This window comes from Actinomadura fulvescens, from assembly GCF_039533225.1.
In the GTDB taxonomy this organism is placed as follows: Bacteria; Actinomycetota; Actinomycetes; order Streptosporangiales; family Streptosporangiaceae; genus Spirillospora; species Spirillospora fulvescens.
This window is the reverse complement of sequence record NZ_BAAATD010000005.1, coordinates 241,526-266,154: the sequence shown is the minus strand read 5'-3', so window position 1 is coordinate 266,154 and position 24,629 is coordinate 241,526. Positions and strand designations below refer to the sequence as shown.

25 protein-coding genes are annotated in these 24,629 nt (G+C 71.1%); 8 read left to right on the top strand and 17 right to left on the bottom strand.

Features of this window, described 5'->3' with window-relative positions; translation table 11 throughout:
* Positions 1-44: 44 nt before the first annotated feature.
* Positions 45-1,586: a DEAD/DEAH box helicase gene (locus ABD333_RS20285; RefSeq protein WP_344543095.1), complete on the bottom strand. Its 1,542-nt coding sequence runs from the start codon at positions 1,584-1,586 to the stop codon at positions 45-47.
* A gap of 469 nt (positions 1,587-2,055) precedes the next feature.
* On the opposite strand from ABD333_RS20285, the gene ABD333_RS20280 reads away from it, so the two are divergent.
* Both ABD333_RS20280 and ABD333_RS20275 read left to right on the top strand, forming a co-directional pair.
* Positions 2,056-2,865 carry a hypothetical protein gene (locus ABD333_RS20280; RefSeq protein WP_344543093.1) on the top strand — a complete coding sequence of 270 codons (810 nt, stop codon included), beginning with the start codon at positions 2,056-2,058 and terminating at the stop codon, positions 2,863-2,865.
* Positions 2,862-4,580 (top strand): serine/threonine-protein kinase, encoded by a 1,719-nt coding sequence (locus ABD333_RS20275; RefSeq protein WP_344543091.1) that lies wholly within the window; start codon positions 2,862-2,864, stop codon positions 4,578-4,580. The genes ABD333_RS20280 and ABD333_RS20275 overlap by 4 nt, the downstream gene beginning before the upstream one ends.
* Positions 4,581-4,632: 52 nt before the next feature.
* On the opposite strand, the gene ABD333_RS20270 is transcribed toward ABD333_RS20275, so the two are convergent.
* From ABD333_RS20270 to ligD (ABD333_RS20240), 7 genes are all read right to left on the bottom strand, one after another.
* Positions 4,633-4,917 carry a GlsB/YeaQ/YmgE family stress response membrane protein gene (locus ABD333_RS20270; protein WP_344543089.1) on the bottom strand — a complete coding sequence of 95 codons (285 nt, stop codon included), beginning with the start codon at positions 4,915-4,917 and terminating at the stop codon, positions 4,633-4,635.
* A gap of 103 nt (positions 4,918-5,020) precedes the next feature.
* Entirely contained in the window at positions 5,021-5,257 is a 237-nt protein-coding gene (locus ABD333_RS20265) for a DUF3107 domain-containing protein (protein ID WP_344543087.1), read from the bottom strand.
* A gap of 303 nt (positions 5,258-5,560) precedes the next feature.
* Entirely contained in the window at positions 5,561-6,178 is a 618-nt protein-coding gene (locus tag ABD333_RS20260) for a TetR/AcrR family transcriptional regulator (protein ID WP_344543085.1), read from the bottom strand.
* A 124-nt stretch (positions 6,179-6,302) separates the two neighbouring features.
* Complete coding sequence (locus ABD333_RS20255; RefSeq protein ID WP_344543084.1) at positions 6,303-6,509, bottom strand: hypothetical protein; 207 nt, start codon at positions 6,507-6,509, stop codon at positions 6,303-6,305.
* A 32-nt stretch (positions 6,510-6,541) separates the two neighbouring features.
* Positions 6,542-7,885 carry a dihydrolipoyl dehydrogenase family protein gene (locus ABD333_RS20250; protein WP_344543082.1) on the bottom strand — a complete coding sequence of 448 codons (1,344 nt, stop codon included), beginning with the start codon at positions 7,883-7,885 and terminating at the stop codon, positions 6,542-6,544.
* A 125-nt stretch (positions 7,886-8,010) separates the two neighbouring features.
* Positions 8,011-8,910 carry a non-homologous end-joining DNA ligase gene (gene ligD / locus ABD333_RS20245; protein ID WP_344543080.1) on the bottom strand — a complete coding sequence of 300 codons (900 nt, stop codon included), beginning with the start codon at positions 8,908-8,910 and terminating at the stop codon, positions 8,011-8,013.
* A complete protein-coding gene (gene ligD / locus ABD333_RS20240) occupies positions 8,900-9,874 on the bottom strand; it encodes a non-homologous end-joining DNA ligase (protein ID WP_344543078.1) in 975 nt (324 codons plus the stop codon). The genes ligD (ABD333_RS20245) and ligD (ABD333_RS20240) overlap by 11 nt, the downstream gene beginning before the upstream one ends.
* A 114-nt stretch (positions 9,875-9,988) precedes the next feature.
* Here ligD (ABD333_RS20240) and ku point away from each other — a divergent pair, with 114 nt between their 5' ends.
* Positions 9,989-10,918 carry a non-homologous end joining protein Ku gene (ku, locus tag ABD333_RS20235; RefSeq protein ID WP_344543076.1) on the top strand — a complete coding sequence of 310 codons (930 nt, stop codon included), beginning with the start codon at positions 9,989-9,991 and terminating at the stop codon, positions 10,916-10,918.
* A gap of 80 nt (positions 10,919-10,998) precedes the next feature.
* Here ku and ABD333_RS20230 read toward each other — a convergent pair whose 3' ends face one another.
* The 7 genes from ABD333_RS20230 to ABD333_RS20200 all read right to left on the bottom strand — a co-directional run bounded on the left by ABD333_RS20230 (position 10,999) and on the right by ABD333_RS20200 (position 17,681).
* Entirely contained in the window at positions 10,999-11,508 is a 510-nt protein-coding gene (locus tag ABD333_RS20230) for a superoxide dismutase family protein (RefSeq protein ID WP_344543074.1), read from the bottom strand.
* Between the two features lie 130 nt (positions 11,509-11,638).
* Positions 11,639-12,418 (bottom strand): SGNH/GDSL hydrolase family protein, encoded by a 780-nt coding sequence (locus tag ABD333_RS20225; RefSeq protein ID WP_344543072.1) that lies wholly within the window; start codon positions 12,416-12,418, stop codon positions 11,639-11,641.
* Positions 12,419-12,473: 55 nt separating this feature from the next.
* Positions 12,474-13,082, bottom strand: coding sequence for an ATP-binding protein (locus ABD333_RS20220; RefSeq protein ID WP_344543070.1), 609 nt, complete (start codon positions 13,080-13,082; stop codon positions 12,474-12,476).
* A gap of 315 nt (positions 13,083-13,397) precedes the next feature.
* A complete protein-coding gene (locus tag ABD333_RS20215; protein ID WP_344543068.1) occupies positions 13,398-13,595 on the bottom strand; it encodes a DUF397 domain-containing protein in 198 nt (65 codons plus the stop codon).
* On the bottom strand, positions 13,592-14,470 hold the full coding sequence (locus ABD333_RS20210; protein ID WP_344543067.1) for a helix-turn-helix domain-containing protein: 879 nt from the start codon (positions 14,468-14,470) through the stop codon (positions 13,592-13,594). The genes ABD333_RS20215 and ABD333_RS20210 overlap by 4 nt, the downstream gene beginning before the upstream one ends.
* A gap of 265 nt (positions 14,471-14,735) precedes the next feature.
* Entirely contained in the window at positions 14,736-15,431 is a 696-nt protein-coding gene (locus tag ABD333_RS20205; RefSeq protein WP_344543065.1) for a nucleotidyltransferase domain-containing protein, read from the bottom strand.
* Positions 15,432-15,527: 96 nt separating this feature from the next.
* Positions 15,528-17,681 carry an MMPL family transporter gene (locus tag ABD333_RS20200; RefSeq protein WP_344543063.1) on the bottom strand — a complete coding sequence of 718 codons (2,154 nt, stop codon included), beginning with the start codon at positions 17,679-17,681 and terminating at the stop codon, positions 15,528-15,530.
* 159 nt (positions 17,682-17,840) lie between these two features.
* Between ABD333_RS20200 and ABD333_RS20195 the strand changes: the two genes are divergently transcribed.
* On the top strand, positions 17,841-18,557 hold the full coding sequence (locus ABD333_RS20195; RefSeq protein WP_344543061.1) for a TetR/AcrR family transcriptional regulator: 717 nt from the start codon (positions 17,841-17,843) through the stop codon (positions 18,555-18,557).
* A 7-nt stretch (positions 18,558-18,564) separates the two neighbouring features.
* Here ABD333_RS20195 and ABD333_RS20190 read toward each other — a convergent pair whose 3' ends face one another.
* The gene (locus ABD333_RS20190) at positions 18,565-18,972 is read right to left on the bottom strand and encodes a hypothetical protein (protein ID WP_344543059.1); all 408 of its coding nucleotides are present in this window, start codon (positions 18,970-18,972) and stop codon (positions 18,565-18,567) included.
* Positions 18,973-19,101: 129 nt separating this feature from the next.
* Between ABD333_RS20190 and ABD333_RS20185 the strand changes: the two genes are divergently transcribed.
* Together ABD333_RS20185 and ABD333_RS20180 are read left to right on the top strand one after the other, a co-directional pair.
* Complete coding sequence (locus ABD333_RS20185; protein ID WP_344543057.1) at positions 19,102-20,445, top strand: sensor histidine kinase; 1,344 nt, start codon at positions 19,102-19,104, stop codon at positions 20,443-20,445.
* The gene (locus ABD333_RS20180) at positions 20,442-21,101 is read left to right on the top strand and encodes a response regulator (protein ID WP_344543055.1); all 660 of its coding nucleotides are present in this window, start codon (positions 20,442-20,444) and stop codon (positions 21,099-21,101) included. Before ABD333_RS20185 ends, ABD333_RS20180 begins: the two co-directional genes overlap by 4 nt.
* Here ABD333_RS20180 and moeZ read toward each other — a convergent pair.
* Positions 21,067-22,248, bottom strand: coding sequence for an adenylyltransferase/sulfurtransferase MoeZ (moeZ, locus tag ABD333_RS20175; RefSeq protein WP_344543053.1), 1,182 nt, complete (start codon positions 22,246-22,248; stop codon positions 21,067-21,069). The two genes, ABD333_RS20180 and moeZ, sit on opposite strands and share 35 nt — an antisense overlap.
* Before the next feature lie 207 nt (positions 22,249-22,455).
* On the opposite strand from moeZ, the gene ABD333_RS20170 reads away from it, so the two are divergent.
* The gene (locus ABD333_RS20170; protein WP_344543051.1) at positions 22,456-23,283 is read left to right on the top strand and encodes a hypothetical protein; all 828 of its coding nucleotides are present in this window, start codon (positions 22,456-22,458) and stop codon (positions 23,281-23,283) included.
* Positions 23,283-24,608: a S8 family peptidase gene (locus tag ABD333_RS20165; protein WP_344543049.1), complete on the top strand. Its 1,326-nt coding sequence runs from the start codon at positions 23,283-23,285 to the stop codon at positions 24,606-24,608. The genes ABD333_RS20170 and ABD333_RS20165 overlap by 1 nt, the downstream gene beginning before the upstream one ends.
* Positions 24,609-24,629 lie beyond the last annotated feature (21 nt).

Sequence of the window (24,629 nt, the reverse complement as noted above, 5' to 3'; positions counted from 1 at the left end):
AGGGTCGTGATCTTGCAGCTGTCCTGGGAGTCAGGCCAGGCGGGTCAGGCCGACTGGGCCTCCGTGGCCTCGGCCGCCGGCTTGCCGCTGCGGGTGCGGCGGCGGGAGCGTGACCGGGTGCGGGCGGGCTTGTCGCCGTCCGCGGCGGCCACGACCTCCTGGGCGGTGTCGCTCTGCTTGGCCTGCTTGGCGCCGTCGTCGGCCGTGCCGTCGACGGGCTGGCCCCCGCGCGTACGGGTGCGGGAACGGCTGCGCCGCGGACGGCGGGTCCGCTCGCCGTCGTCACCGCGGTCACGGTCACGACCGTGCTCGCGGGAACGGGTCTTGCCCGTCTCGCCGATGTCCTCCAGCTCCTCGGCCGCCAGACCGGCGCGCTCGCCGCGCTGCTCCTTGGGCAGCCTGCCCTTGGTGCCGGCCGGGATGCCCAGCGCCGCGAAGAAGTGCTCCGAGGTGGAGTAGGTCTCCTCCGGCGCGGGGAACGGCAGGTCGAGGGTGCTGTTGATCAGCTTCCACCGGGTCAGGTCGCCCCAGTCGATCAGCGTGACCGCGACGCCCTCCTTGCCCGCGCGGCCGGTGCGGCCGATGCGGTGCACGTAGGTGTCGGCGCTGTCGGGGCACTCGAAGTTGATCACGTGCGTGACGTCGTCGACATCGAGCCCGCGGGCCGCCACGTCGGTGGCCACCAGCACGTCGATCTTGCCGTTGCGGAACGCGCGGAGCGCCCGCTCGCGCTGGCCCTGGCCGAGGTCGCCGTGCACGGCCGCCGCGTCGAAGCCACGCTGGGCCAGATCGGCGGCGACACGGTCACAGGCCCGCTTGGTCTGGCAGAAGACCATGGTCAGCCCACGGCCCTCGGCCTGGAGCAGACGCGCCACCATCTCCGGCTTGTCCATCTGGTGGGCCTGGAAGACGTGCTGCGCGACCTGCGGGGTCGCCTCGGACTCGGCGTGCGACTCGGCGCGGACGTTGGTCGGCCGGGTCAGGTACTTGCGGGACAGGGCCACGATCTCGCCCGGCATGGTCGCCGAGAACATCATGGTCTGCCGCTGCGCCGGAATGCGCTCGACGATGCGCTCGATGTCGGGCAGGAAGCCCAGGTCGAGCATGCGGTCGGCCTCGTCCAGCACCAGCACGCCCACCTCGGAGAGGTTGAGGTGCTTCTGCTTGACCAGGTCGAGCAGCCGGCCGGGCGTCCCGACGACGACGTCGACGCCCTCGCGGAGCGCGTCGATCTGGGGCTCGTACGCGCGGCCGCCGTAGACCGACAGCACGCGGGTGCCGAGCTTGCCGCCGGCGACCAGGAGGTCGTCGGTGACCTGCAGGGCCAGTTCACGGGTGGGCGCGACCACCAGGGCCTGGGGCCTCTTGCCGCCGTGCGTGATCCGCTGCAGCAGCGCGACGCCGAAGGCGAGGGTCTTGCCGGTGCCCGTACGGGCCTGTCCGATGATGTCTTGGCCGCCCAGCGCGATCGGCAGGGCGAGCTCTTGGATGGGGAACGCTTCCACGATGCCCTCGGTCTCGAGGGCATCGGCTATCTCGGGTACGACCCCGAGTTCACGAAAGGTAGTCAGGGCTTCAGCCTCCATAGTGCGGGATCCTCGCTCCCGGTGCGGCGCTGCTCCCGGCCCGCCTCCGCCCGGTATCCGGTCGTTCGCCGGTCTCCGGTGGATCGGGCCGCTCAGGGACACGGTCTGTACCGGCAGGGCCCCATCCGCTGGGGCGGACCCGCCGGTCGCTTCTCGTGGCCGCGCGCTCGCGCGGGAGGGACCAGCCGTCAATCGATTCTTCGGCGACCGCAGTCAGGGGTTGAAAGCAGTCACATTGCGTGGCTGCGTGCGGTCACACTCCGCGACGCAGTGTACCGGCCCTTGATTGCATACACCAATAGCCGATCACTGGTCTCAACGGTTCCCATGTCGGATCTATTCCATGCGTGCCGCGAGGTGCCCGTTCCGGCGGGCGAACGACCCGCTCTGATCGTCCGCATGCGGCCAGAGATCCTGCCATCCTGGTTGCCGGAATTGTGCGGGATGGGAATCCCAGGGCGGAGGTACGATGCGCGCGGGTCTGAAGGGCGTCACGGCCATGGCCGCCGCGGCCCTCACGATGGCCGGGGCCGCCGGCTGCTCGTCGTCGGACGGCGGCGGGGGCGGCGAGGACGGGGAGCCGGCGAAGGGCACGATCGTGCTGACCGACAACTCCGCCCACCCGGACAAGCTCGTGACGTTCAAGGAGGCGGAGTACGTCAAGATCGCCGGGCTGCCCGACCCGGCGGCCGCCAAAACGATCAATGACGCGCTGCGCGGCCCGCTCGACTGGTCGCTCAAGTGGGCCTCCGCCACCCTGCTCCCCGAGCAGCGCACCGAGTGCAAGGGCCGGTCGAGCGTCATCCAGACCAAGGTCCGGCTGGGCCTGCGGAAGGGCGAGATCGTCTCGGCCGCCAACGCCATCCAGATGATCCCCTGCTTCGAGGGCGAGGGCGGTCTGCCGAACGTGCCCGTCACCGTGGACGTCAAGGCGGGCAAGGTGCTCACGGCCGACGACGTCTTCGACTCCAAGACCCTGGGCAAGGACGGTCTGAAGAAGCTCTGGGGCGCGCTCTCCGGTCCCAAGGACGACTGGAAGGACTGCGAGCTCGACGACCTCCAGAAGAAGGACTTCTTCCCCGGCAAACGAGACGGCGACCCCATCGAGTCACCCGCCCCCGCCGGGCTCCTGTTCACCGAGCAGGGACTGGAGCTGATCTGGTCGACCACGGGCACCAGCTGCAACAACTTCACGTTCACCGCACCCTACGAGAAGGTGAAGAACATGATCGCCAAGGACCTCTACCCGCGGCTGCTGGCCGGCGCGACCGCCAGGTGACCTGGCGGGTCGAGGGCTTCACCGAGCTCCGTGAGCTGGGCCGGGGCGGCCAGGGCCGGGTGGTGCTCGCCCGGCACGACACCGCGGGCACGCCGGTCGCGATCAAATACCTCGACCGGCGCGCCGGCGACCGGCGCGAGCTCGAACGGCTGCGCGGCGAGGCCGTGATGCTCGGCCGGGTCACCGATCCGCACGTGGTCCGGCTCTACCGCTTCGTCATGAACGACTCCGGCGCCGCGCTCGTGATGGAGGCGGTGAACGGGGTCTCGCTCCGGGAGATCCTCAGGGAGCACGGGGCCCTGGAACCCGAGGCGGCGCTGACCGTCCTCAAGGGCTCGCTGCTGGGTCTGGCGGCGGCCCACGGCGTCGGGGTGGTCCATCGCGACTACAAGCCCGCGAACGTCGTGGTCCAGCCGGACGGTCTCAGCAAGCTCATCGACTTCGGGATCGCGGCGGCGGCGGGCGACGGCGCGGCCGGCGGCACCCCCGCCTACATGGCGCCGGAGCAGTGGCAGGGCGAGCCCGCGACCCCGGCCACCGACGTGTACGCCGCGACCTGCGTGTTCTTCGAGTGCGTCACGGGCCGCCGCCCCTATCTCGGGGACGGGATCGCCGCCCAGCACCGGGAGGCGCCGATTCCCGTGGAGGACGTGCCGGAAGGGCTCCGCGAGCTGCTGGTCCACGGCATGGCCAAGGCCCCGGACGAGCGTCCTCCGGGCGCCGCGGCGTTCCTGAACGAGCTGGAGACGGCCGCGAACGCCGCGTACGGCTCCGGCTGGGAGGCCCGGGGAGTGCGGGCGCTCGCGGTGGCCGCCGTCGCGCTGGCGTCGCTCCTGCCGCTGGGCGCGGCCATGCTCGGCTCCGGCGCCGCCGTGGCTGGGGGAGCGGCGGCCGGGGGAGCGGCAGGCGGCGCCGCGGGGGCGGGCCTGCTGGCCACCACCGGCGCCAAGGTCGCGGTCGCCGTGATCACCGCGTCGGCCGTCGCGGCGGGCGGCGCCGGCGTTTACGTCGCCAACGACGGGCCGCCCAGCGCCACGACCACCCCGCTGACATTCCGTCCGGTCAGCGAGACGCGCACGCTGACCTCCCCGTCGATCACCTATACGCTGCGGTTTCCGCAGGTCGGCGGGGTCAGGGACGAAGCGTTGCGGACGAGGATCAACAGGCTGCTGCGCGCCCCCGTGGACCAGTGGATGACGTCCGCGCACAGCGACATCCGCGCGTTCGGCGGCACGGACGGCAGTCAGCGCCCGTCCGCCACGTACGAGACCGGGCTCTCAGGCCCGCGGCTCATGTCGGTCCGCTACAACTTCGCCGACACCCAGCGCAACTCCGGCTATCCCATCGTGACCACCGTCGACCTCGCCACCGGCCGCGAACTGAAAGGCCGTGACCTGTTCCGGCCGGAGGTGATGAGCCTCGCGGGTACCAAGGCGCTGATCCGCCGCCTCATGCGCAACGGCCTCGCCAACACCCAGGGGTGCGAGGGAGAGAACGGCGCCCCCGAGTCGAGGTGGATGATCTCGCCCGAGAGGCTCACCGGGGACGGCGTCTTCTCGCTCCTGCTGACCCGGCGGCAAGCCGAGATCGGCGCCCCGATGTTCATGCTCGGCTACAGCATGGCCTGCAACCGGTCGGCGCCGTTCGCCAAGCTGCCCTACACCGAGCTGCGGAACGTACTGCGCCCCGAGATCCTCCGGCACGTCGGCGCATGAAGAAGGCCCCCGCCGCAGGGGGCGGGGGCCTTCGGTCCAGAGGTGCCAGGGGTCAGTAACTGCGTCGCCGGGCGCCCCAACGGCTCCGGCCACCGCCACGCGTCTGCATCGCGGTGAGCGCGAACACACCGGCGGCGGCGATGATCAGAGCGAAGACGAGCGCGACAAGGGTGCCCGCGCCCAGAGCGTCGGCCACCACGCCGCCGAGGATCGCACCGGCGACCCCGACGAGGATCGTCAGGAGGAAGCCGATGGGATTCTTACCGGGGACGAGAAGCCGGGCGACGGCTCCGATGATGGCACCGACGACGATGAACCAGAGGATCGTCGTGAGCATTGTCGATCACCATTCCAGTTTCGGGGGGAGCGGCACTGGTGGTCCGCGTCCCGTTGGACGGCGATCGATATGCCCGCCCTGCACGGTTCAAACAAACCGCAGGTCAGGTGTACTGCGTTCCGCCGAACCCGACGGTCCGCCCCTCCTCCTCGGTGATCTCCAGATAGCCCACCCGGTCGGCCGGGATCACGACCCGGCCGTTGCGCTGGTCCTTGAGCACGAAGACCCCGCGCTCGGACTCCAGGGCCTCGGCCAGAGCCTGCTGCACCTCGTCGGCGCTCTGCGAGGTCTCGACCACGAGCTCCTTGGGCACGAACTGGACGCCGATGCGAACCTGCACGCGTTTCTCCCCTGCTTCAGTCGGCTGCTCCTCCGATGGTCGCACGGAGATCATCAGATCCACCGCCCGACCTCTCAGCCGCAAGCGAACCCTGCCACCCCCAGCCCGCACGCGAGCGCGCTAACGGGTCGTGGGGCGAGCCGAAGGCGAAGCTCCACGAGAGATCGCGAAGCGATGTCGCGCTCGCCGCTTTTGCGGTTCGGCGGCCGAGCCGTCAGGCGAGGTCGTCGAGGCCGCGAAAGCCATAAACACAGCGCGGTTCGGGGGGAGCCGCCAGGCGAGCCTCCGAGGCCGTAAAAGAAATCAAATACGAGGGAATCCTGAGATGCCTCGCCAGGCTAGGCGGGCGATGATCTTTTCGGCGGTTTCCTTGGGGATGGCGCGGTGCTGGCCGAGCCAGTAGCGCGCGCTGACCTCCGCCATGCCGACCAGGCCCATGCCGAGCAGGTAGGCCTCGTCGCTGGGGGCGTTGGTGTCCTCCTGGATCACCTGGGCCACCATCTCGGCGCACTGCTGGTTGGCGCGCTCGACGCGGGCCCGTACCGGGGCCACGTTGCGCAGGTCGGACTCGAAGACCAGGCGGTAGGCCTCGCCCTCGCCGGCCACGAAGTCGTAGAACGCCTGGATGGCGGCCTGCACGCGCAGCTTGTTGTCCGTGGTGGACTCCAGCGCGTCGCGGACCGTCTTGACCAGGGCCTCGGCGTGTTCGTCCAGCAGCGCCAGATAGAGCTCAAGCTTGCCGGGAAAGTGCTGGTAGAGCACGGGCTTGCTGACGCCTGCCCGCTCGGCGATCTCGTCCATCGCCGCGGCGTGATAGCCCTGGGCGACGAACACCTCTTGGGCCGCGCCGAGCAGCTGCCTGCGCCGCGCCAGTCGCGGCAACCTCGTGCCACGGGGGCGGGCGTCCGGGGTCGCGGTCACCACACTCTCCGATCACCGATCATTGCGGCGGAAGGGGGTCGCCCGCCGCAGGGAGTCAATCCCATCATCCTACGCGCCAGTAACCTCGCGGGTCACTAACAACGCCCAGGAGGATATTGCGCGTTCAGCGATAATCGTCGTCCTCGTCGGTCCGGACGACGCGCGCGTTCTCGACCGCGTCGGCCTCGTCCGCGTCGAAGGGGACCTCCGCCGGCCAGTCCTGGCCCTCGTCGTCGTCCTCGACGTCCTCGGCGGGCTCCAGCTGTTCGGCGACGTCCGCCTCGGGGGCCTCGGGCGGCAGTTCCTGTTCCGGGCCACTCGTCTCGCTCATCGTGCGTCCCTCCTCCGAGACCCCGCGGTCTCCTAGAGGCGCTCGGCCAGTTCCCGCAGTGGTGACTCGATGGACTCGCCGTAGGTCGGGAACGCGTGCACCACGTCGGTGAGCACGCTCAGCGGGGTCTCCGCCCGGATGGCCAGCGCGATCTCGCTCATCCACTCCTCAGCGTAGAGGCCGACCGCGGCGGCCCCGATCAGCAGCCCGCGGGAACGGTCGGCGTACAGCTCCACGCGGCCTCGTTCGTCCGCCTCGACCGCCGCTCGGGCCGTCGCGGCGAGATCGTACCCCGCGGTGAGCAGATCGATGCCGAGTTCCTCGGCCTGGCCGGGGGAGATCCCGACCGAGTAGACGGTGGGCATGGTGTAGACGACCCGCGGAACGGCCCGGTGGTCGGCCTCCCAGCGTTTGCCCAGGACGTTGGAGATCACCACCCGGGCCTGGTAGCGGGCCGCGTGGGTCGTCCGGGCGACGCCGGTGACGTCTCCGGCCGCCCAGACCCCGCCCGGCATCGGCCCGGCGTCCGGCTCGACGTTCACCTGGCAGGTCTCGTCGACCGGCACGCCGTGGCCGGGAGGCACCGTGATCCCGATCTCGGCGAGGCCCAGCTCCGCGGTCCGGGGCCGCCGCCCGGCGGCGATGAGGATGCGGTCGGCTTCGAGGGTGCCGCCGTCCGACAACCACAGGCGCAGGGCCAGCTCGGTGCGTTCGACCCGGGCCAGCTCGGCGCCGAGCCGCAGGTCGACGCCCATCCGCCGGAGCGCGTCGGCCAGCACCTCCCCGGCGAACGGGGCCTCGGCGGTCAGCAGCCGCCCGGCGGACTCGATGAGCGCCACGTGCGAGCCGAACGAGGCGTACACCTGGGCCAGCTCGCAGCCGACCGGCCCGCCGCCCAGGATCACCAGCCGCCGGGGCAGGTCGGGCACCGACAGCGCCTCGTCGCTGGTCCACGTCGGCACGTCGGCCAGGCCGTCGATCGCCGGGATCACCGGCTCGCTGCCGGTGCACAGGACCAGGTCGGTGTGGTCATGCTCGGTGCCGTCCACCTCGACCACGCCGGGCCGGACGATCCTGCCCCAGCCGCGCAGCACGGTCACGCCCGCCTCGGCCAGCGCCGCGCCCGCGTCGTCGTCGTCCAGATGGGCGGTGAGCTCGTCGCGGCGGGCGGTGGCCAGCTCCCAGGTCTCGCCCCGCCGGGCCGACAGCAGCAAGGATTTGGACGGCAGGTCGGCGAAGTACCGGGCCTCGCCGCCGACCAGGCGGTTTTCCACGAGTGCCACGTCACGCCCGGCCTGGGCGAGGCCTGCGGCGACGAGCTCGCCCGCGGTCCCCCCGCCCAGCACCACGACGTCGTAGTGATGGTTCTGCGACAACTGATCTTCCCCCTCCGCGCAGCCCGTGTCCCCGCCCCTATGGTGACGGAATTCGGTGCCGGAGAGTGGCGATTCGAACACATAAAGCACGCAGGCACAGCGCAGGCCATTAATCGGCCCTGCGGTCAGGGAAGCCGCTGCGGGTTGTCCAAGATGGGGGTTAGCAGGTCTCCGTGTTCCTCTACCCGTTCGAGGACTTCGTCTGGCGAGAACGTCAGGTCCGAGGACGAACCGCACTCCTCCAGCTCGTCCCAGGTGAGGGGTGTGGAGACCGACGGGGACTGGGCCGCGCGCAGGGAGTACGGCGCGACCGTGGTCTTGGCCGGGTTGTTCTGGCTCCAGTCGACGAAGACCTTTCCCTTGCGGAGCTTCTTCTCCATCCGGCTGACAACCAGGTCTCCATGGGACGAGGCCAGGCGTTCCGCGCACTCCTTGGCGTACTCGGAGGTACGGTCGTTCTCCTTGATCGGCACGTACAGGTGCAGGCCCTTCTTGCCGCTCGTCTTCGGGTACGACTCCAGCCCGTCGTCGGCCAGCAGGTCGCGCAGCAGATGCGCGACCCGGCACGCGTCCATGATCGTCGCGGGCGCGCCGGGGTCGAGGTCGAAGACCATCAGGTCCGGATCGTGCACGCGCCCGCGCGGGCCGACCTTCCACTGCGGTATGTGCAGCTCCAGCGCGGCCATGTTGGCGCACCACACGAGCGTCGGCAGGTCGTCGATGACGATGAAGTCGAGCTCCGTGCGCCCCTTGGAGCTGCCCGGCGTCGGCAGCGTCTGCGTACGGATCCAGTCGGGCGTGTGGGAGGGCGCGTTCTTCTCGAAGAACGAGCCGCCGTCCACCCCGTCCGGATAGCGGATCCGGGTCGCCGGGCGGTCCTTCAGATGCGGCAGCACCACCGGGGCGATCTTGACGTAGTAGTCGATCACTTCGCCCTTGGTGAAGTCCGGATAGAGGTTCTTGCCGAGGTTGGACAGCGTCACCTGCCGCCCGTCCACCTCGACGCTCACCTTCTTAGAGGTCACGTGTCACCTCGTGCGGTTCCTTGTCCGTACGGAGGCCGCGCCATGAAGGGAAACGCAACCGCCCGTCCTTGGTCTGCACTGCGAAGGCGACCTCCCCGACCAGCCGCGGCTCAACCCATTGGGCGTCGCGCGCGAACTCGCGGGGAACGGGCTCGTCGAACGGGCTCGTCGGGCGCCGGATCGGCCACAGCCGCTGGTAGAGCTCGTCCAGCGCCCGGTCGGTGAAGCCCGTGCCGACGTGCCCGACGAAGCACAGCCGGCCCTTCTCGTCGTACACGCCGAGCAGGAGGGACCCCACGCCGCCCTCCCGGCGGCCCTTGCCGGGCTTCCAGCCGCAGACGACGACCTCGCTGCTGAGGAAGTTCTTGACCTTGCGCCACTCGTCCACGCGGCGGCCGGGCCGGTACGGGGAGTCCAGACGCTTGGCCACGAGCCCTTCGAGCCGCTGCTCCTGGGTGAACTCCAGCAGCTCGGCGACCTGCTCGGCATCGGAGCCGTGCAGGTAGGGCGGCGCCTCGACCGGGCCCGTCGCCGCGAGGTCGAGCTCGGCCAGCAGCGACCGCCGGTCGGCGTACGGGAGGTCGTAGAGCAGGTGCCCGTCCAGGAAGAGCAGGTCGAACACCACGTATCTGACCGGTACCTCACGGATGAGGCGCTGGTCGGGACGGGGGACGTGCATCCGGCGCTGGAGGCGTTCGAAGCTGGGCCGCCCGTCCTGGAACGCCACCACCTCGCCGTCCAGGATCACGTCGTGATGGGGGAGGAGGTCGGCCAGCCCGGACAGCTCGGGGTAGCGGCCCGCGAGTTCGGTGGTGCGGCGCCCGCTGGCCCGGACGCCCTCGGCGGAGACGTAGGTGATGACTCGGATGCCGTCCCACTTGAGCTCCAGGCCCCAGCGTTCGGCGTCCTCAGGCAGCTCCCCGGTGTCGGCCATCATCGGCTGCACCGGCCACGGCATGGTCATAACCGCTCTTTACCCTTCGCCTGGTCACAAGAAAAAGGATCTAGATGGCGATCTGGCGGAAATCGAACGATATGACGATGCTAGGGGGAAGACGCCTCGGGGTAGGGAGAGATCATGCGCAGTATCTGGAAGGGCGCGATCTCCTTCGGCCTGGTCACGATCCCGGTCAAGGTGTATTCGGCGACCGAGCAACGGGACGTCTCGTTCCACCAGGTGCACCGCAAGGACGGCGGCCGCATCAAGTACAAGCGTGTCTGCACCGTGGACGGCGAAGAGGTGCCGTACGCCGACATCGCCAAGGGCTACGAGCTGCCCAGCGGCGAGATCGTGGTGCTCACCGACGAGGACTTCGCCGACCTGCCGCTGTCCACGAGCCGCCGCATCGACGTGCTGCAGTTCGTCGAGACCGACCAGGTCGACGCGATCTACTTCGCCAAGTCGTACTACCTGGAGCCCGACGGCACCGGCGCCAAGCCGTACGTGCTGCTCCGCGACGCGCTCGAAGAGTCCGGCCAGGTCGCGATCGTCAAGGTCGCGCTGCGCCAGCGCGAGTCGCTGGCGACGCTGCGGGTCCGTGAGGGCGTCTTCGTCCTGGAGACCATGCTGTGGCCGGACGAGATCCGCGAGCCCGCCTTCCCGTTCCTGGAGGAGGACATCGAGGTCCGCAAGCAGGAGCTCTCGATGGCGACCTCGCTGATCGAGACGATGGAGGGCGACTTCGACCCGTCGGAGTACAAGGACGCCTACCGGGAGGCCCTGCAGGCCGTGATCGAGGCAAAGATCGAGGGCCGCGAGGTCACCCGGCCCGAGCCCGAGGAGGGCGAGGAGCCCGCCGCCGACCTGCTCAGCGCACTGCGCGCCAGTGTCGAGGCGGCGAAGAAGAGCCGCGGCGAGAAGGACGGCGGCCAGAAGGGCGGCGGGGCGAAGGACGGCGCCGCGAAGAAGCCCGCCGCGCGCAAGTCCACCGCCAAGTCGGGCGGCAGGGCGGCCAAGAGCACGGAGAAGAAGCCCGCGGCCAAGCCGCGCAGCCGCAAGTCAGCGTGATTGCCGGCCTCCGGGCCTCGGGGCCGCGCCCCGGAAGGCGCGGCCCTCGCGCGGCCCTCGCGTGACGGCCGAGGCGCCGCTCAGCGTCCGAACGGCACGGTGGTGCAGAGCAGGCGGGCCCCGGCGTCACCGGTGTTGTGGTCGGTCGGCTTGGCGTGCACGACGACCGACCCCGCGTCGCCCTTGGCGATCGCCCACCGCGCATGGGTCTTGGCGACCGCGTACCCGCCCTTGCGGACCTTGAGCTCCAGCCAGATCTCCTTGGCGTGCAGCGGAGTCCCGGGGCGGGCCTTCGGGTTCTGGTAGTGCGGGCCCGCGTCGGCGGGCTTGGGGCCGCAGGCGTTCTTGTGGACGTGGGCGCCGAGCGTCTTGCCCACCGCCGACGCCGGAAGCCCGGACACGGCCAGCCGCACGGTGGTCCTCTTCTTCTTGCCGGTGACCACGATCCGGGTCTTCGCCTTGGCGAAGGCCTTGTCGTAGGCGTACGTCGGGCCCTTGACCTTGATGGGCTTCGGGCAGGCCAGGGCGGGGGTCGCGGCGAGTCCCAGAGCGGCCCCCGCCGCCGTCACCGTGATCGCTGTGCGCCGCACCAATGACATGACATCCCTTTTCGTCGGTCGAGCTGTTCGTCGCTTCACCTGCACGACTCGCGGACACGACGATCCTGCCCTTCGGGGCGCGGTTAGTCAGTCGGCCACGCCAGGCTTGGTGTGGTGTTCATCACGATGATTCATTCGGACGGACGATGACCGGTTCGAGCGTCGGCCGCTTCGCGGTGACCAGGTCGCCGGACGACCGGCCGCGCAGCCGGCGGGCGATCCAGGGGGCCAGGTAGCCGCGCGTCCACCGGGCGTTCCACAGCATCCGCGCGCCGCGGCCGAGCTCCGGCAGCGGGTCGAGGACCGGGTCGCGCCAGTCGGCCGCGGGCACACCGAGCGTTTCGAGGGTGGCCAGCGCCACGCGGCGGTGCCCTTCCGGCGACATGTGCAGCCGATCGACGTTCCACATGCGCCAGTCGCGGAGCACGTCCATCTGCCACTGGTCCACGACGTACGCGCCGTGCTTGGCGCCCAGGAGCCGGATGTGGTCGCTGAACGCCTCGACCCGGCCGCGGGTGAGCCGGATCACCGGCGAGCCGACGGGGTCGACGGCGGTGAAGAGCACGACGTCCGCGCCGGTCGCGCGGATTGTCCCCACGGCGTCGTCGAGCTTGTCGACGAGCGCCTCGGTGTCGGCGCCGGGCCGGAGCATGTCGTTGCCGCCGCCCGACATCGAGACGAGGTCGGGCTCCAGCTCCAGTGCGGCGGGCAGCTGCTCCGTCACGATGGAGTCGAGCAGGCGGCCGCGGATCGCGAGGTTGGCGTAGGCGACGCCGTCGCTCGCGGCGGCCAGCCCTTCGGCCACCCGGTCCGCCCACCCTCGCCAGCCTCCGTCGGGGTACGGGTCGCCGAGCCCCTCAGTGAACGAGTCACCAATCGCCACATATCGCTTCCAAGCCATGCCCACATGTTATTGAGCTGCGTGAACGCCTTGGCGTGAGGGGCACCACGGGTGATCAATCGAGCGGGGCACCGTCCGGGGGGACAGGCCGCGGCCAGTCGAGTACGGCGCGGACGGCCTTGCCATGGCCGTGGGGGGTGACGGTGAGCCTGGCATAGCAGTTGACGACGGACAGGCCGAAACCTCCGTTCTCATCCGGCGTGCGCGGGGTCAGGAGGCCCGGAGAGCCGTCGCTCACTTCGACCATGAGCTCGGGCGGGGTGCCGCCCATGACGGCGAGGGTGAGGGAGACGGGCGGGCGGCCATGGCTGAACGCGTTCGTGACCAGCTCGGACGTCACGGTGACGGCGTCGTCGCGCCACGGCTGCAGGCGCCACGCGGTCAGGGCGTCGGCCACGGCGTGGCGGGCCGCCCGGACCGGCAAGGAGTGCTCGTCCAGCGACCAGGACGCCCTCGGGGCGCTGGACGTGGCCGGCAGCGGCCGTCCCAGCGCGTGGGCCATGAGGGCGGCGAGGCCGTCCAGGGACGCGGACTGCAGGAGCCGCGACCTCGGCAGTTCGCGGGGCGGCAGCGCCGACCAGAGGCCCGTGGACCGGCCGTGCCAGATCAGCCAGCGCGGGAATCTGCCGGTCAGGTCGTGCAGGGTCACCTGATGCTCGGACATGAGCCGCTCCTCGGTCGTGCTCAAGCCGCGACGGCGCGGGTCCTCCGCACCGCGCCGCCGCGGGGTCTGAAAAAGGGGTGGTGCATACCGAGCCGGATCGACGTCAGTTCAGAAATCGCGACTGTGCATTCGTCGCGGCTGCGCCAAGTTTCTCCCCCTGTGGGCTAGATCACAAGGACTTTCCGTAACTTGATGCTCACTCTCGCGTACCGCCGACATGCCGGAGGGCCGGAACCCCTGTACAGGGTCCCGGCCCTCCGGATGCCGCGAGGTCCAGTGCCGTTCCGGCCCTTTCCCGGGTCGGTGCGTCCGGCGTCAGCGGGGGTCGAAGGCGCCCCGCTTGGCACGCGTCACGAAGACCGTCCACTCGGACGCGGTGAACTCCAGCCGCGGCCCGACCCGGTCCTTGGAGTCGCGGACGGCGACGAGTTCGGAGTCGCCGGCCACCTCCACGCAGTTGCCGCCGCCGCTGTGGCCGGCGGTGCGCCAGACGCTGAAACGATCGGAGATCATTGTTCCTCCGTGTGGTCGGGCAGCTCCTTTGCCGCCTGGGTGAGTAGTGCGAGGCTCTCGTCCTCGCTCAGGGCCGCGTCGTGCAGCCGCTGGTAGAGCTCGTCGTACGGCGCCACCTGCTCGGGCTCGGTGAGCACGAGGTCGGCGTCGACCGTCTCGATCGCGACCACCGTCGGATCGCCGGGGTCGGCGTAGGTGTAGGCGGAGAAGGCCGAGCCGGGCAGCGAGTAGCCGGCGATCAGGGCGTTCACCGGAAGCACGCGCAGCGAGAGGCGCGGCGACTCGGCCGTGTGCCGTACGAGATGCTCGAACTGGGCGCGGGCGACGGCGGGCGGGGCGGCGGGGCGGCGCACCGCCAGCTCGTCGATGATCACTTGGTAGGTCGGCCCCCCGGGCCGGCGCAGCATGCGCTGCCGTCCGGCCCTGCCCTTGATGACGCCCTGGACGTCCGCCCGGCCGGGCCGCAGCGCGTTGAGCGCCTCGGCGGCGGCCCTGGTGAACTCCGGGATCTGGAGCAGGCCCGGCAGGTAGGTCTGCTGGTATTCGCGGATGGTGACGGCGCCCGCCTCAAGGTTGGCGTACAGGGCCTGCCGCTCGCCCATCGCCTTGATGTCGGACTCCCACCAGCCCTTGGCCGCGGCCTCCTGCGCGATGGTGACGATCTTCGTCCACCGGTCGCCGTCCACCCGCAGGACGTCCAGGAGCTTGATGATGTCGTTCTGGTCGGGCGCGATATGGCCGTTCTCGAGCCGGCTGAGTTTGGTCCGGGCCTCGCCGATCTTCCGGGCGAGCTGCTCGTGGGTGAGCCCGGCGTCCTCGCGCAGCGCGCGAAGCTCGGTGGCCAGCCGGCGGCGACGTACGTAGGGGCTAATCATGCCGGTCTCCCGAACCAGGGTCGAGTCTGAACCGTGCAAGACCTGCGTGCGTTTGCGAGCGTACGCCGTGCGACCGCACTCCGTAACCGGAACCTGACAGATTCCGTACGTCAGGACCCGATTGTTTCGTGTGCCAGGTGCCAGGTCGAACGATGATGGTGTGGCCGCAGGGGTTCCACGACGTGATTATCGACGGCGGCCCGGTCCGGCGAGGTGATCGTTGCTCAGGCGGGCGCGGGCGCTGCTCCGTCGGCGCGGGCGCCGCTCAGGCGGGCGCGGAGTAGTGCGCGGCGCGGACGGCGTGCAGCCAGCGCTCGACCGTCTCCTCGTCGGGCCGTTCGGGCAGCGGTGTCCGGATCCGCCCGATGCGTTCCTCGGCGGCGGCGAGCATCGCGCGCGCCTCCTCGATGCCGCCCGCCGCCACCCGCTCGCCGAACGAACGGAACTTCTCCGGGTCGTCCAGCCGGATCTGCAGGTGCCCGGTCGCGTAGAGCAGCTCACCCTGGCTGACCAGCCGGTAGAGGTGACGCGCGTGCTTGGCGGTCCGCTTGCGCGTGTCGGCGGAGAACGAGCCGTCGCCGCGGCTTTCGAGCCGCTTGAACTGCGCCACCGCGTACCCCAGGTAGGCGTCGCGGACACGCCCGGCGGACAGGAAGGCGCCGCGAATCGCGATCAGGTCGTCGCCGAGCGCCGTCCGCGTCTCGTAGAGGTCGTCCGGCAGCCAGGCCAGCTCCGTCGCCGTCGGGTTGCAGCCGAGCGCCAGTCCCGCCCACTTGCCCGCCTCGTGGAACGTGACGTCCGGATTGGTGCTGACCTTGCTGGCCTTCTTGCCGATGGGCAGGTGCAGCCCGTGGAACTGCTCGGTGGGAGCGGCGTAGACGCCGAGCCTGTCCACGTCGGACTCGGGCGTCGCCAGCCCGTAGGCGGTCGATCCGACGATGCCGGAGAGCAGCACGTTCATGGGTCAAACGTGGCACACCCGCCGAACCGGCCGCGACCTCATTTACCGGACTCCGGGGTGTGGGGCGAGGGATTCGCCGCTCGCCCCACACCGTTCTCAGGTGCCCGCCGGTTCGAGGGCCTTGGCGGGAGGCGCCTCGGACTCGCTGATGCCGTAGCGGGCGTAGAAGCGGGCGAGGCCGGGCGGTGCCCACCAGTTGGCGCGGCCCAGCAGGCGCATCGTGGCGGGCACCAGCAGCGCGCGGACGATGGTCGCGTCCACGAGGAACCCGATCGCCATGATGACGCCCACCATCTTGATGAACGTGATGCCCGAGGTCGAGAACGCCCCGATCACGACGATGAACAGGAGCGCGGCGCTGGTGATGATGCCGCCGGTGCGCTGGAGCCCGATCGCGACCGACCGGGTGTTGTCGCCCGTCAGGTCGTACTGCTCGCGGATGCGGGAGAGCAGGAAGACCTCGTAGTCCATCGACAGGCCGAAGAGCATCGCGAGCATGAGGATCGGCATCGCGGGGGCGATCGCGCCGGTCGCGGTGAAGTCGAGCAGGCCGGACAGGTTGCCGTCCTGGAAGATCCACACCATCGCGCCGAACGCCGCCGACAGCGACAGCAGGTTCATCAGGATGGCCTTGATCGGCAGGACGATCGAGCCGAAGGCCAGGAAGAGCAGGATGAACGTCGCGGTCCCGACGGTGACGGCCAGCCAGGGGAGCTTGCCGCCGATGCTGTCGAGCTGGTCGACCAGGTCGGCCGAGACACCGCCGACATCGACGTGGCCACCTGGCGGCGGGGGTACGTCGCGGACCTTCTCGACCAGGGCGCGCGCCTCGGCCGAGGACGGGTCGGGCTGGTAGAGAAGGGCGATGCGGGTCGTGCCGTTCTGCGAGCCCGTCACGGTCGCGCCGGTGACGCCGTCCACGGCGGAGAGCCGGTCGGTGTAGGCCTTCACGGCGGCCTGGTCGCCGGTGCGGGTGACGACGGCCTCGATCGGGCTGGTGGCGTTGCGCGGGAAGTCACGTTCGAGTGCCTCGGCGACGACGCGTGGGTCCGACCCGGTGGGCAGCACCTTGGCGTCCGCACCGCCCCAGTTGATGCCGAGGAACGGTGCGCCGAGGGCCAGGATCACCGCGGTGGCGGCCACGGCGTAGATCACCGGGCGGCGCATCACGCTGTGGCCGAGCCGCAGCCACCGGTCGTTCGTCCCGGTCTTGCGGCGGCGGCGGACGGTCCCGGCGTTGACGCGCGGGCCGAGCGCGGCGAGCAGGGCGGGCAGCACGGTCAGGGCGGCGAGCATGCAGACGAGAACGGTGGCGATCCCGCCGTATCCCATGGAGACCAGGAAGTTCTGGTCGAAGAGCAGCAGCCCGGCGAGCGACACCGCGACGGTGACGCCGGAGACCGCGACCGTCCGGCCGGCGGTGGCCATGGTGGTGGCGATCGCGTCCTCGACCGAGGAGGTGCGTTCGAGTTCCTCGCGGAAACGCCCGACGACGAAGAGGCCGTAGTCGATCGCCAGGCCGAGCCCGAGGAACGTGGTGATGTTGATCGCGAAGATCGACACGTCGGTGACGTAGGTGAGCCCGTGCAGCGCGGTGAACGACCCCAGGACGGCCACCGCGCCGATGAGCATCGGCAGGCTCGCCGCGACCAGGCTGCCGAAGATGATCACGAGCAGGACGAGCAGGATGGGCGTCGCCATGGCCTCGGCGCGGGCGATGTCGGACGAGACACGGTCGTTGATCGCGGTCTCGGTGCCCTGCTGACCGCCGATCTTGGCGGTGAATCCGCCGGACACCTTGGTGAGATCTCCGGAGATGGCCTCGTAGTTCTTCTCCCGTGTCTCCTGGTCGGCCCCCGCCAGACGCAGCACCGCGTACGTGGCGGTGCGGTCCTTGCTGACCAGCTGCGGCGACTTGGCCGTCCAGTACGTGGTGGCGCCCGCGGTCTTCCCCGCCGGGATCGCGGCGAGCGCCTGGTCGACCGAGCGCCGGTACGCGGGATCGTCGACGGTCTTGCCGTCGGCGCTCGTGTAGAGGACGACGACGTCGGCGCCGTCCCTGCCGAGGGCGCGTTCGGCGGTCTCCGCGGCACGCGCGCTCTCGCTGCCCGGCGTGTCGAAGCCGCCCGCCGACGTGAGCGCGCCGAAGACGCCCGTGCCCCAGACGGCCATGAAGACGACGGCGATGAGGGAGAGGCCCAGGATCGGCCGCCGCCGCCGGTGGACGAGGCGGCCCCAGCTTTCGAACATCGTGTGCTCCCCTGTGACAGACGTGTTACTTGCAATAACGGAAGTGAAGGTTGTTAACTGCTAACGCTGTTAACCTTGCATGCAGCGTTCACTACCGTCAAGGGTGTTTTTCGGGAATCATGCGGAGACACGCGTCGGGTGAGGAAAGGAGCTCGCACGGTGGTGGAGTCACGGCGCGACCGGCTGCGCGCGGCGACCATGCGGGAGATCTCCGAGACGGCCCGGCGGATCCTGGTCGACCAGGGCCCCGAGGCCGTCACGCTGCGCGCGATCGCCCGTGACATGGGTATGACGGCGCCGGCGCTCTACCGCTACTTCGACAGTCACGGCGAGCTGCTCCGGCACCTGGTGGGCGACATCTTCACCGAGCTCACCGAGGAGCTGCACAGGGACATCAAGACCGTCCCGGACGGCGACCTGAGCGGGAAGTTCCTGGCGGCCTCCCGCTGCTTCCGGCGCTGGTCACTGGGGCACCGGCGCGAGTACGCGCTGCTGTTCGGGGCGCCGCTGCCCGGCTTCGGCCACAAGGAGCAGGCGGACTTCGCCGAGGAGTGCGCGCGGCGGTTCGGCCGGACGTTCCTCGCGCTGTTCCTGGAGCTGTGGCACAAGCGCAGGTTCCCGGTCCCGCCCGACGAGGAGATCGATCCAGGACTGCGCGAGCAGTTGCGGCGCTACCGGGACGAGGCGCTCGCCGTCGACCTGCCGCTCGGAGTCATCCAGCAGTTCCTGCAGTGCTGGGTCCGGCTCCAAGGCGGCGTCAGCCTGGAGGTCTTCGGCCACCTCGACTTCGCGCTGGACGATCCCGAGCCGATCTTCGAGCTCACCATGATCGAGATCGGCCAGGGGCTCGGCCTGGAGTACTCCCCGCCCCGCTGACCGCACGTCAGTTCCAGGCCACGGCGACCGCGGCGTTCACGATGGCGAGCACCCCGGTCGTGTAGACGAGCCCGGTGCCCGTGGCCGCCGCGCTCTCCCGCACGGCGATGCGCTGCGCCGCGTTCCGCTGGGAGGCCGGCACCAGTCCGCCCGCGCGGCGGTACGCGGCGAGCGCACAGCCGAAGACCGCCACCGCCACGGCCAGCTTGACGCCGACCTTCGGCCCGTTGGTGCCGAGGTCGTCCGCCGCGCGGACGGCGATCAGCAGGATGCCCGTGCCCAGGAGCCCGCCGGCTGCCCCGGCCATGACGCCGGTGGCCGCGCGGGCGGTCACGAGACGTGCGACGAACGCGCCCAGCAGGATCGCCAGGACGGCGAGATGGCAGACGAGGAGTGCGATGCGCAGTGCTTCCATGGCCGACACCCTGCGCCTCGCTCGGGGCCCGGCGGCTCCTGCGGGAAGCCCTTTTTCGCGGCCACTCGGAGGAGCCGCCTCCTCCGACCGGAGGAGACGGCGGGCAGGACGCCGCCCTACGATCGAGACGTGGTGGCGCGGTGGATGGAGCGGGTCTTCGACAGTGGTTCCGCACCGGTCCGCTTCATCGTCCTGGCCGCGATCGCTCTCGGCGACCTGCGGTTGCTTCACCGGCCCGAGGACGCCACCGGCTGGGCGCTGGCTCTCACCGGGCTCGCGGTCTGCCTGGCCGGATGCGTGGCCCCGGTCGCGGCGACCGTCGTCCTGCCCGTGCTGGTACTCGCCGGTGACCGGATGGACGCGGACGTCAGCATCACGCTCAAGGCAATGATCGCCGTCGCCCTGTTCGAACTGGCGCTGCGCTCGTCCGCACGCGGCGTGCTCGTCGGCTCCGCGGTGACCGTCGGGCTCCTGCTCGTGCACGCCCTGGACGGCGCGACCTGGGCGCAGACCCTCTACCGCCTCGCGATCCTGGCCGGGTTCCCGCTGCTGCTCGGCGCGTACGTGCGGCTCGTCCGGGAGAAGGCCCTGCGCGAGCGGGAACGGGTGCGGGCGGCCGAACGCGCCGCGATCGCCCGCGAGCTGCACGACCTCGTGGCGCACCACATCTCGTCGATGGTGCTCAGGGCCGGCGTCGCCCGGCACGTGCTGCCGGGCGGGGACCCGCGCGTCGCCGAGGTCCTCGGCGACCTGCACGACTCCGGCACGGCCGCCCTCGCCGACCTGCGCGACCTGGTCGCCGTGCTGCGCGACCCCGCCCTCGTCGATCCCGGCGTGTCGCTCGTCGAACGGTCGGCCCTGCCCGAGGCCTTGCGCGGCGTGGTCGAACGCGGCGTTCAAGCCGGACTAAGACTCACCGACGAGATCGACCCGGCGGTGGCCGAGCTCGACGCCGTCCGCCGCCTCACCATCCTGCGACTCGCCCAGGAGGGCCTGGCGAACGTGGCCAAGCACGCGGGACCGGGCACGGGCGCACGCTTCTCGGTGCACGTCACGGACGCCTCCGTCCGACTGGAGATCGTCGACGACGGCCGGACACGACCGGAGGCCGCACCGGGCCACGGCCTGATCGGCATGACCGAACGAGTGGAACTGCTAGGCGGCCACCTGATCGCAGGCCCGCGCACCGACGGCCAAGGCTGGCACCTCCACGCCGAACTCCCAGTCACCGAGCCGTCCACACACGCGGCTCCCGAGGCGTTCACACACGCGGGCCTGGAGGCTTCCGCACACGCGGCTCCCGAGGCGTCCACACACGCGGGCCTGGAGGCTTCCGCACACGCGGCTCCCGAGCCGTTCACACACGCGGGCCTGGAGGCTTCCGCACACGCGGACCCCGAGGCGTCCACACACGCGGGCCTGGAGGCTTCCGCACACGCGGCTCCCGAGCCGCTAGGCGAGGGGGCTGCGTGAATCGGGTTTTGGTGGTTGACGACCAGCAGCTCGTTCGGATGGGGCTGCGGATGTTGTGCGAGTCGGCGCCTGACGTGGAGGTCGTGGGGGAGGCGGGGAACGGGCGGGACGCGGTACGGCTGGCCGAGGAGCTCAGCCCCGACGTCATTTTGATGGATCTGCGCATGCCGGGCGTGGACGGCATTACGGCCACGCGGCGCATCGTTGGTGCGCGTCCGGCGGCTCGGGTGGTCGTTCTGACGACGTTCGACGACGACGACCATCTCTATCCGGCGCTGGCGGCCGGGGCGTTCGGCTTCATGGTCAAGGACGCGCCGCCGCCGGAGCTGTTGCGTGCCGTCCGCATGGCGGCGGCGGGAGAGTCCCCGTACAGCCCGCGGGTGCTGGCACGGCTCGTGGATCAGGCCGTGCGGGCGCGGGCGGTGGAAGCGCCGCGGGCGGCGCCGCGGCTGGAGGGGCTCACGGCGCGGGAGGAAGAGGTGCTCCGGCTCGTTGGCGAGGGGCTGTCGAACGGGGAGATCGCCGAACGCCTGCACGTCGGTGTCACGACGGTGAAGACGCACGTCGCCAGCCTGATGCGGAAGACGGGATGCCCGAACCGCATCAGGCTGGCGGTGCTGGTCAGTACTGCGGGAGGCTCGGGTCGATCTGGTTGACCCAGGCGACCACGCCGCCGCCGACGTGCACGGCGTCGGCGAAGCCCGCGCTCTTGACGACCGCGAGCGCCTCGGCGGAACGCACGCCGGACTTGCAGTGCAGGACGATCTTCTTCTCCTGGGGGAGCCTCTCCAGCGCGGAGCCGTTGAGGAACTCGCCCTTGGGGATCAGCGTCGCGCCCGGGATCGAGACGATCTCGTACTCGTTGGGCTCGCGCACGTCCACCAGGAAGATGTCGTCGCCGCGGTCCTGCATGGCCTTCAGGTCGTGCACCGAGATGGTGGAGCCCTTGGCGGCCTCGGCGGCCTCGTCGGAGACCGCGCCGCAGAACGCCTCGTAGTCCTCCAGGAGCTCGGTCTGCGTCGGGTTCTTGCCGCAGAGCGGGCACTCGGGGTCCTTGCGGACCTTGACGTTGCGGTAGCTCATCTCCAGGGCGTCGTAGATCGTCAGACGCCCGACCAGCGGCTCGCCGATGCCCGCGATCAGCTTGATGGCCTCGTTCACCTGGATGGAGCCGATGGAGGCGCACAGCACGCCGAGCACGCCGCCCTCCGCGCAGGACGGCACCATGCCGGGCGGCGGGGGCTCGGGGTAGAGGCAGCGGTAGCACGGCCCGTGCTCGGCCCAGAACACCGACGCTTGGCCGTCGAAGCGGTAGATCGAGCCCCACACGTACGGCTTGCCGAGCAGCACCGCCGCGTCGTTGACCATGTAGCGGGTGGCGAAGTTGTCGGTGCCGTCGACGATCAGGTCGTACTGGGAGAAGATCTCCATCACGTTGTCGCGGTCGAGCGAGGTGTTGTGCACCCGGACGTCGATCAACGGGTTGATCTCGCGCACCGTCTCGGCGGCGGACTCGGCCTTGGGCTTGCCGAGCGTCGACTGCCGGTGGATGATCTGCCGCTGCAGGTTGGACTCGTCGACCACGTCGAAGTCGATGACGCCGAGGGTGCCCACGCCCGCGGCGGCGAGGTACATGAGGGCGGGGGAGCCCAGGCCGCCCGCGCCGACGCACAGGACCTTGGCGTTCTTGAGGCGCTTCTGCCCGGCCATCCCGACGTCGGGGATGATCAGGTGTCGCGAGTAACGATTGACCTCGTCACGGGTGAGCTCCGCTGCGGGCTCGACCAGAGGTGGCAACGACACGGTGAGTGCTCCTGTGCTGACGCTGTGCTCTTACGGGCTCTGAGGGTACGGGGCGGGACAACGTCGTCCTCCAGCCCACAACCTTGCCATGCCGCGCCGCATTCCCGAACGTCAGGCCGCGTCTCCCGGCGGCCCGGAGCCAGGGGGTTCGTCGTTCCTGTCCGGTGACGGGCGGAATGTAGCGATCCACCGATAACCTTGTCGGTTGTGGCGTTCCTGCCCCCCTCCCACCAGCCGCCGGTCCAGCCGGGCCCACCGGTGAATCCGGCGCGCCGTCCCGGCGTCGTGCTCGGCCTGCGCGCCCGGCAGTGGATGGTCGTCGCCATCGTGCTGGGCTGCGTCTACCTCGTGGTGACCGCGGCGGCCCTCACCGGCGCCTGGGTCAACCTCAACCGCGAGCCCACGAACGCCGAGCTCAAACGTGCCGCCGCCGCCGAGGTGGCCCGGCGCTGGCAGGCCTGGCCCGCCGGGCGGATCTTCCCGGAGCGGCTCTCGTACGCCACCACCCACGGCGGTCACAGCGAGTTCGCGGGGCGCCTCGGCATCGTCCCCGGCACCGACTGCGAACCCGCCGTGGACGCCGAGCTCGGCGCGATCCTGCGCAAGCACGGCTGCCGCGCCGTCCTGCGCGCCACGTACGCCGACCAGATGCAGGGCGTCGTCATCACGGTGGGCGTGGTGGTCTTCGCCGACCCGTGGGCGGCCGACCGCGCTTACAAGGAGATCCCGGCGTCGACGCCGGTCGACGCCAAACGCTCGCTGGGGGTGCGGCCCGCGCTGCGCGCCGCCGCGTTCCCCGGCACGGCGGGCGCCCGGTTCAACGACGCCGCCAGGCAGGACCGGACCTCCGACCGCGGCGGCCCGTACGTGGTGCTGACCACGTCGGGCCAGTCCGACGGACGTCCCGCGTCCGCGATCAGCAAAGTGCGGCCCGGCCTGCCGTTCGAGTCTGCTCCGCAGCTCGGGCGCCAGGTCGCCAGGGCGCTGTCCCAGCAGGCGCTGCCGGACTGCTCCGGCGGCGAGTGGAGGTGCTGATGGGGTCGATGGGCGCCCGGCGGGCCGCGGTGACGCCGTCCCGGCGGGCCGCGGCGGCGCTGCTCGCGCTGACGATCGGCGCCGCGCCCCTGCTCGCGCCCGCTCCCGCGCGGGCGGACGCGGTCCGCGAGGCGCAGCTCCCCGTCCTGGAGACGCTCTCCGTGCCCGCCGCGTGGAAGCAGACCCGCGGCGAAGGCGTGACCGTGGCGGTCGTGGACTCCGGGACCGACGCGAACCAGCCCGACCTGAAGGGCTCGGTCACCACGGGCCCCAACATGCTGGCCGACGTCGACCGCGGCACGCGGCCCAAGCGCGAGCACGGCACCGCGATGGCCGCGCTCATCGCCGGGCACGGTCACGGTCCGGGCGGCGACTCCGGAGTCATCGGGATCGCGCCGAAGGCCCGCGTGCTGGCGATCCGCGCCATCGCCGAGCCGGAGGACGCCAGTTACCGGCGCTACAAGTCCGACGGCGAGGGCGACGGTGTCGCCGAGGGCATCCGGTACGCGGCCGACCATGGCGCCGACGTCATCAACCTGTCCCTCGGCCAGTACAACGAGGAACGCAACGAACGCGAGGCCATCGGCTACGCCATCAAGAAGGGCGTCGTGGTGATCGCGGCGGCCGGCAACGACGGCGACCGCAAGCGCAGGCTCGACAAGGACGGCTTCGCGCCGTACTCCTACCCGGCCTCCTATCCCGGCGTGATCGCGGTGGCCGCCACCACGCCCGGGCACGAGCGCGCCAGGTTCTCCAACCGCAACTACTCGGTCGTCGTCGGCGCGCCCGGAGACGAGATCGTCTACGCCGCGCCCGGCGGTGAGTACGGCATGGGCGGCGGGACGAGCCAGGCCAGCGCGATCGTGTCCGGCATCGCGGCGCTGATCCGGGCGAAGCATCCCGACCTGCCGCCCGCGCTGGTCTCCCAGGCGCTGGTCGTCAGCGCCAGGAACGGTCCGTCCGGCAAGTACAACCCGGAGCTGGGCTTCGGCGAGGTGAACGCGGCCCGCGCGCTGGCCGCCGCCGCCGCCCTCGCCGCGCCGCGCGCCGGCCAGGCGGGCAAGGCGGCCGGCCGGCGGTTCGCGGAAGGACCGCCCCCGGGGCCGGTGGCGATCATCGAGCGTCCGGCCTGGCTCCGCCCGGTCATCATCGGGATCATCGTCCTCGGTACGGGGGGCGCGGCGGCGGCCGTGGTCATCGCGGTGGCGCTGGCCCGCCGCAACCCGCGCCCGCCCGCGCCGGTCCTGGCGGCGACGCCGGCGCCGCACGAGATCGTCCCGCCCCGACATCCTTATGGTCCCGGTGGCCAGGGCCATTCTTACTGAGGGGTTTCTCAGCTACGCTCC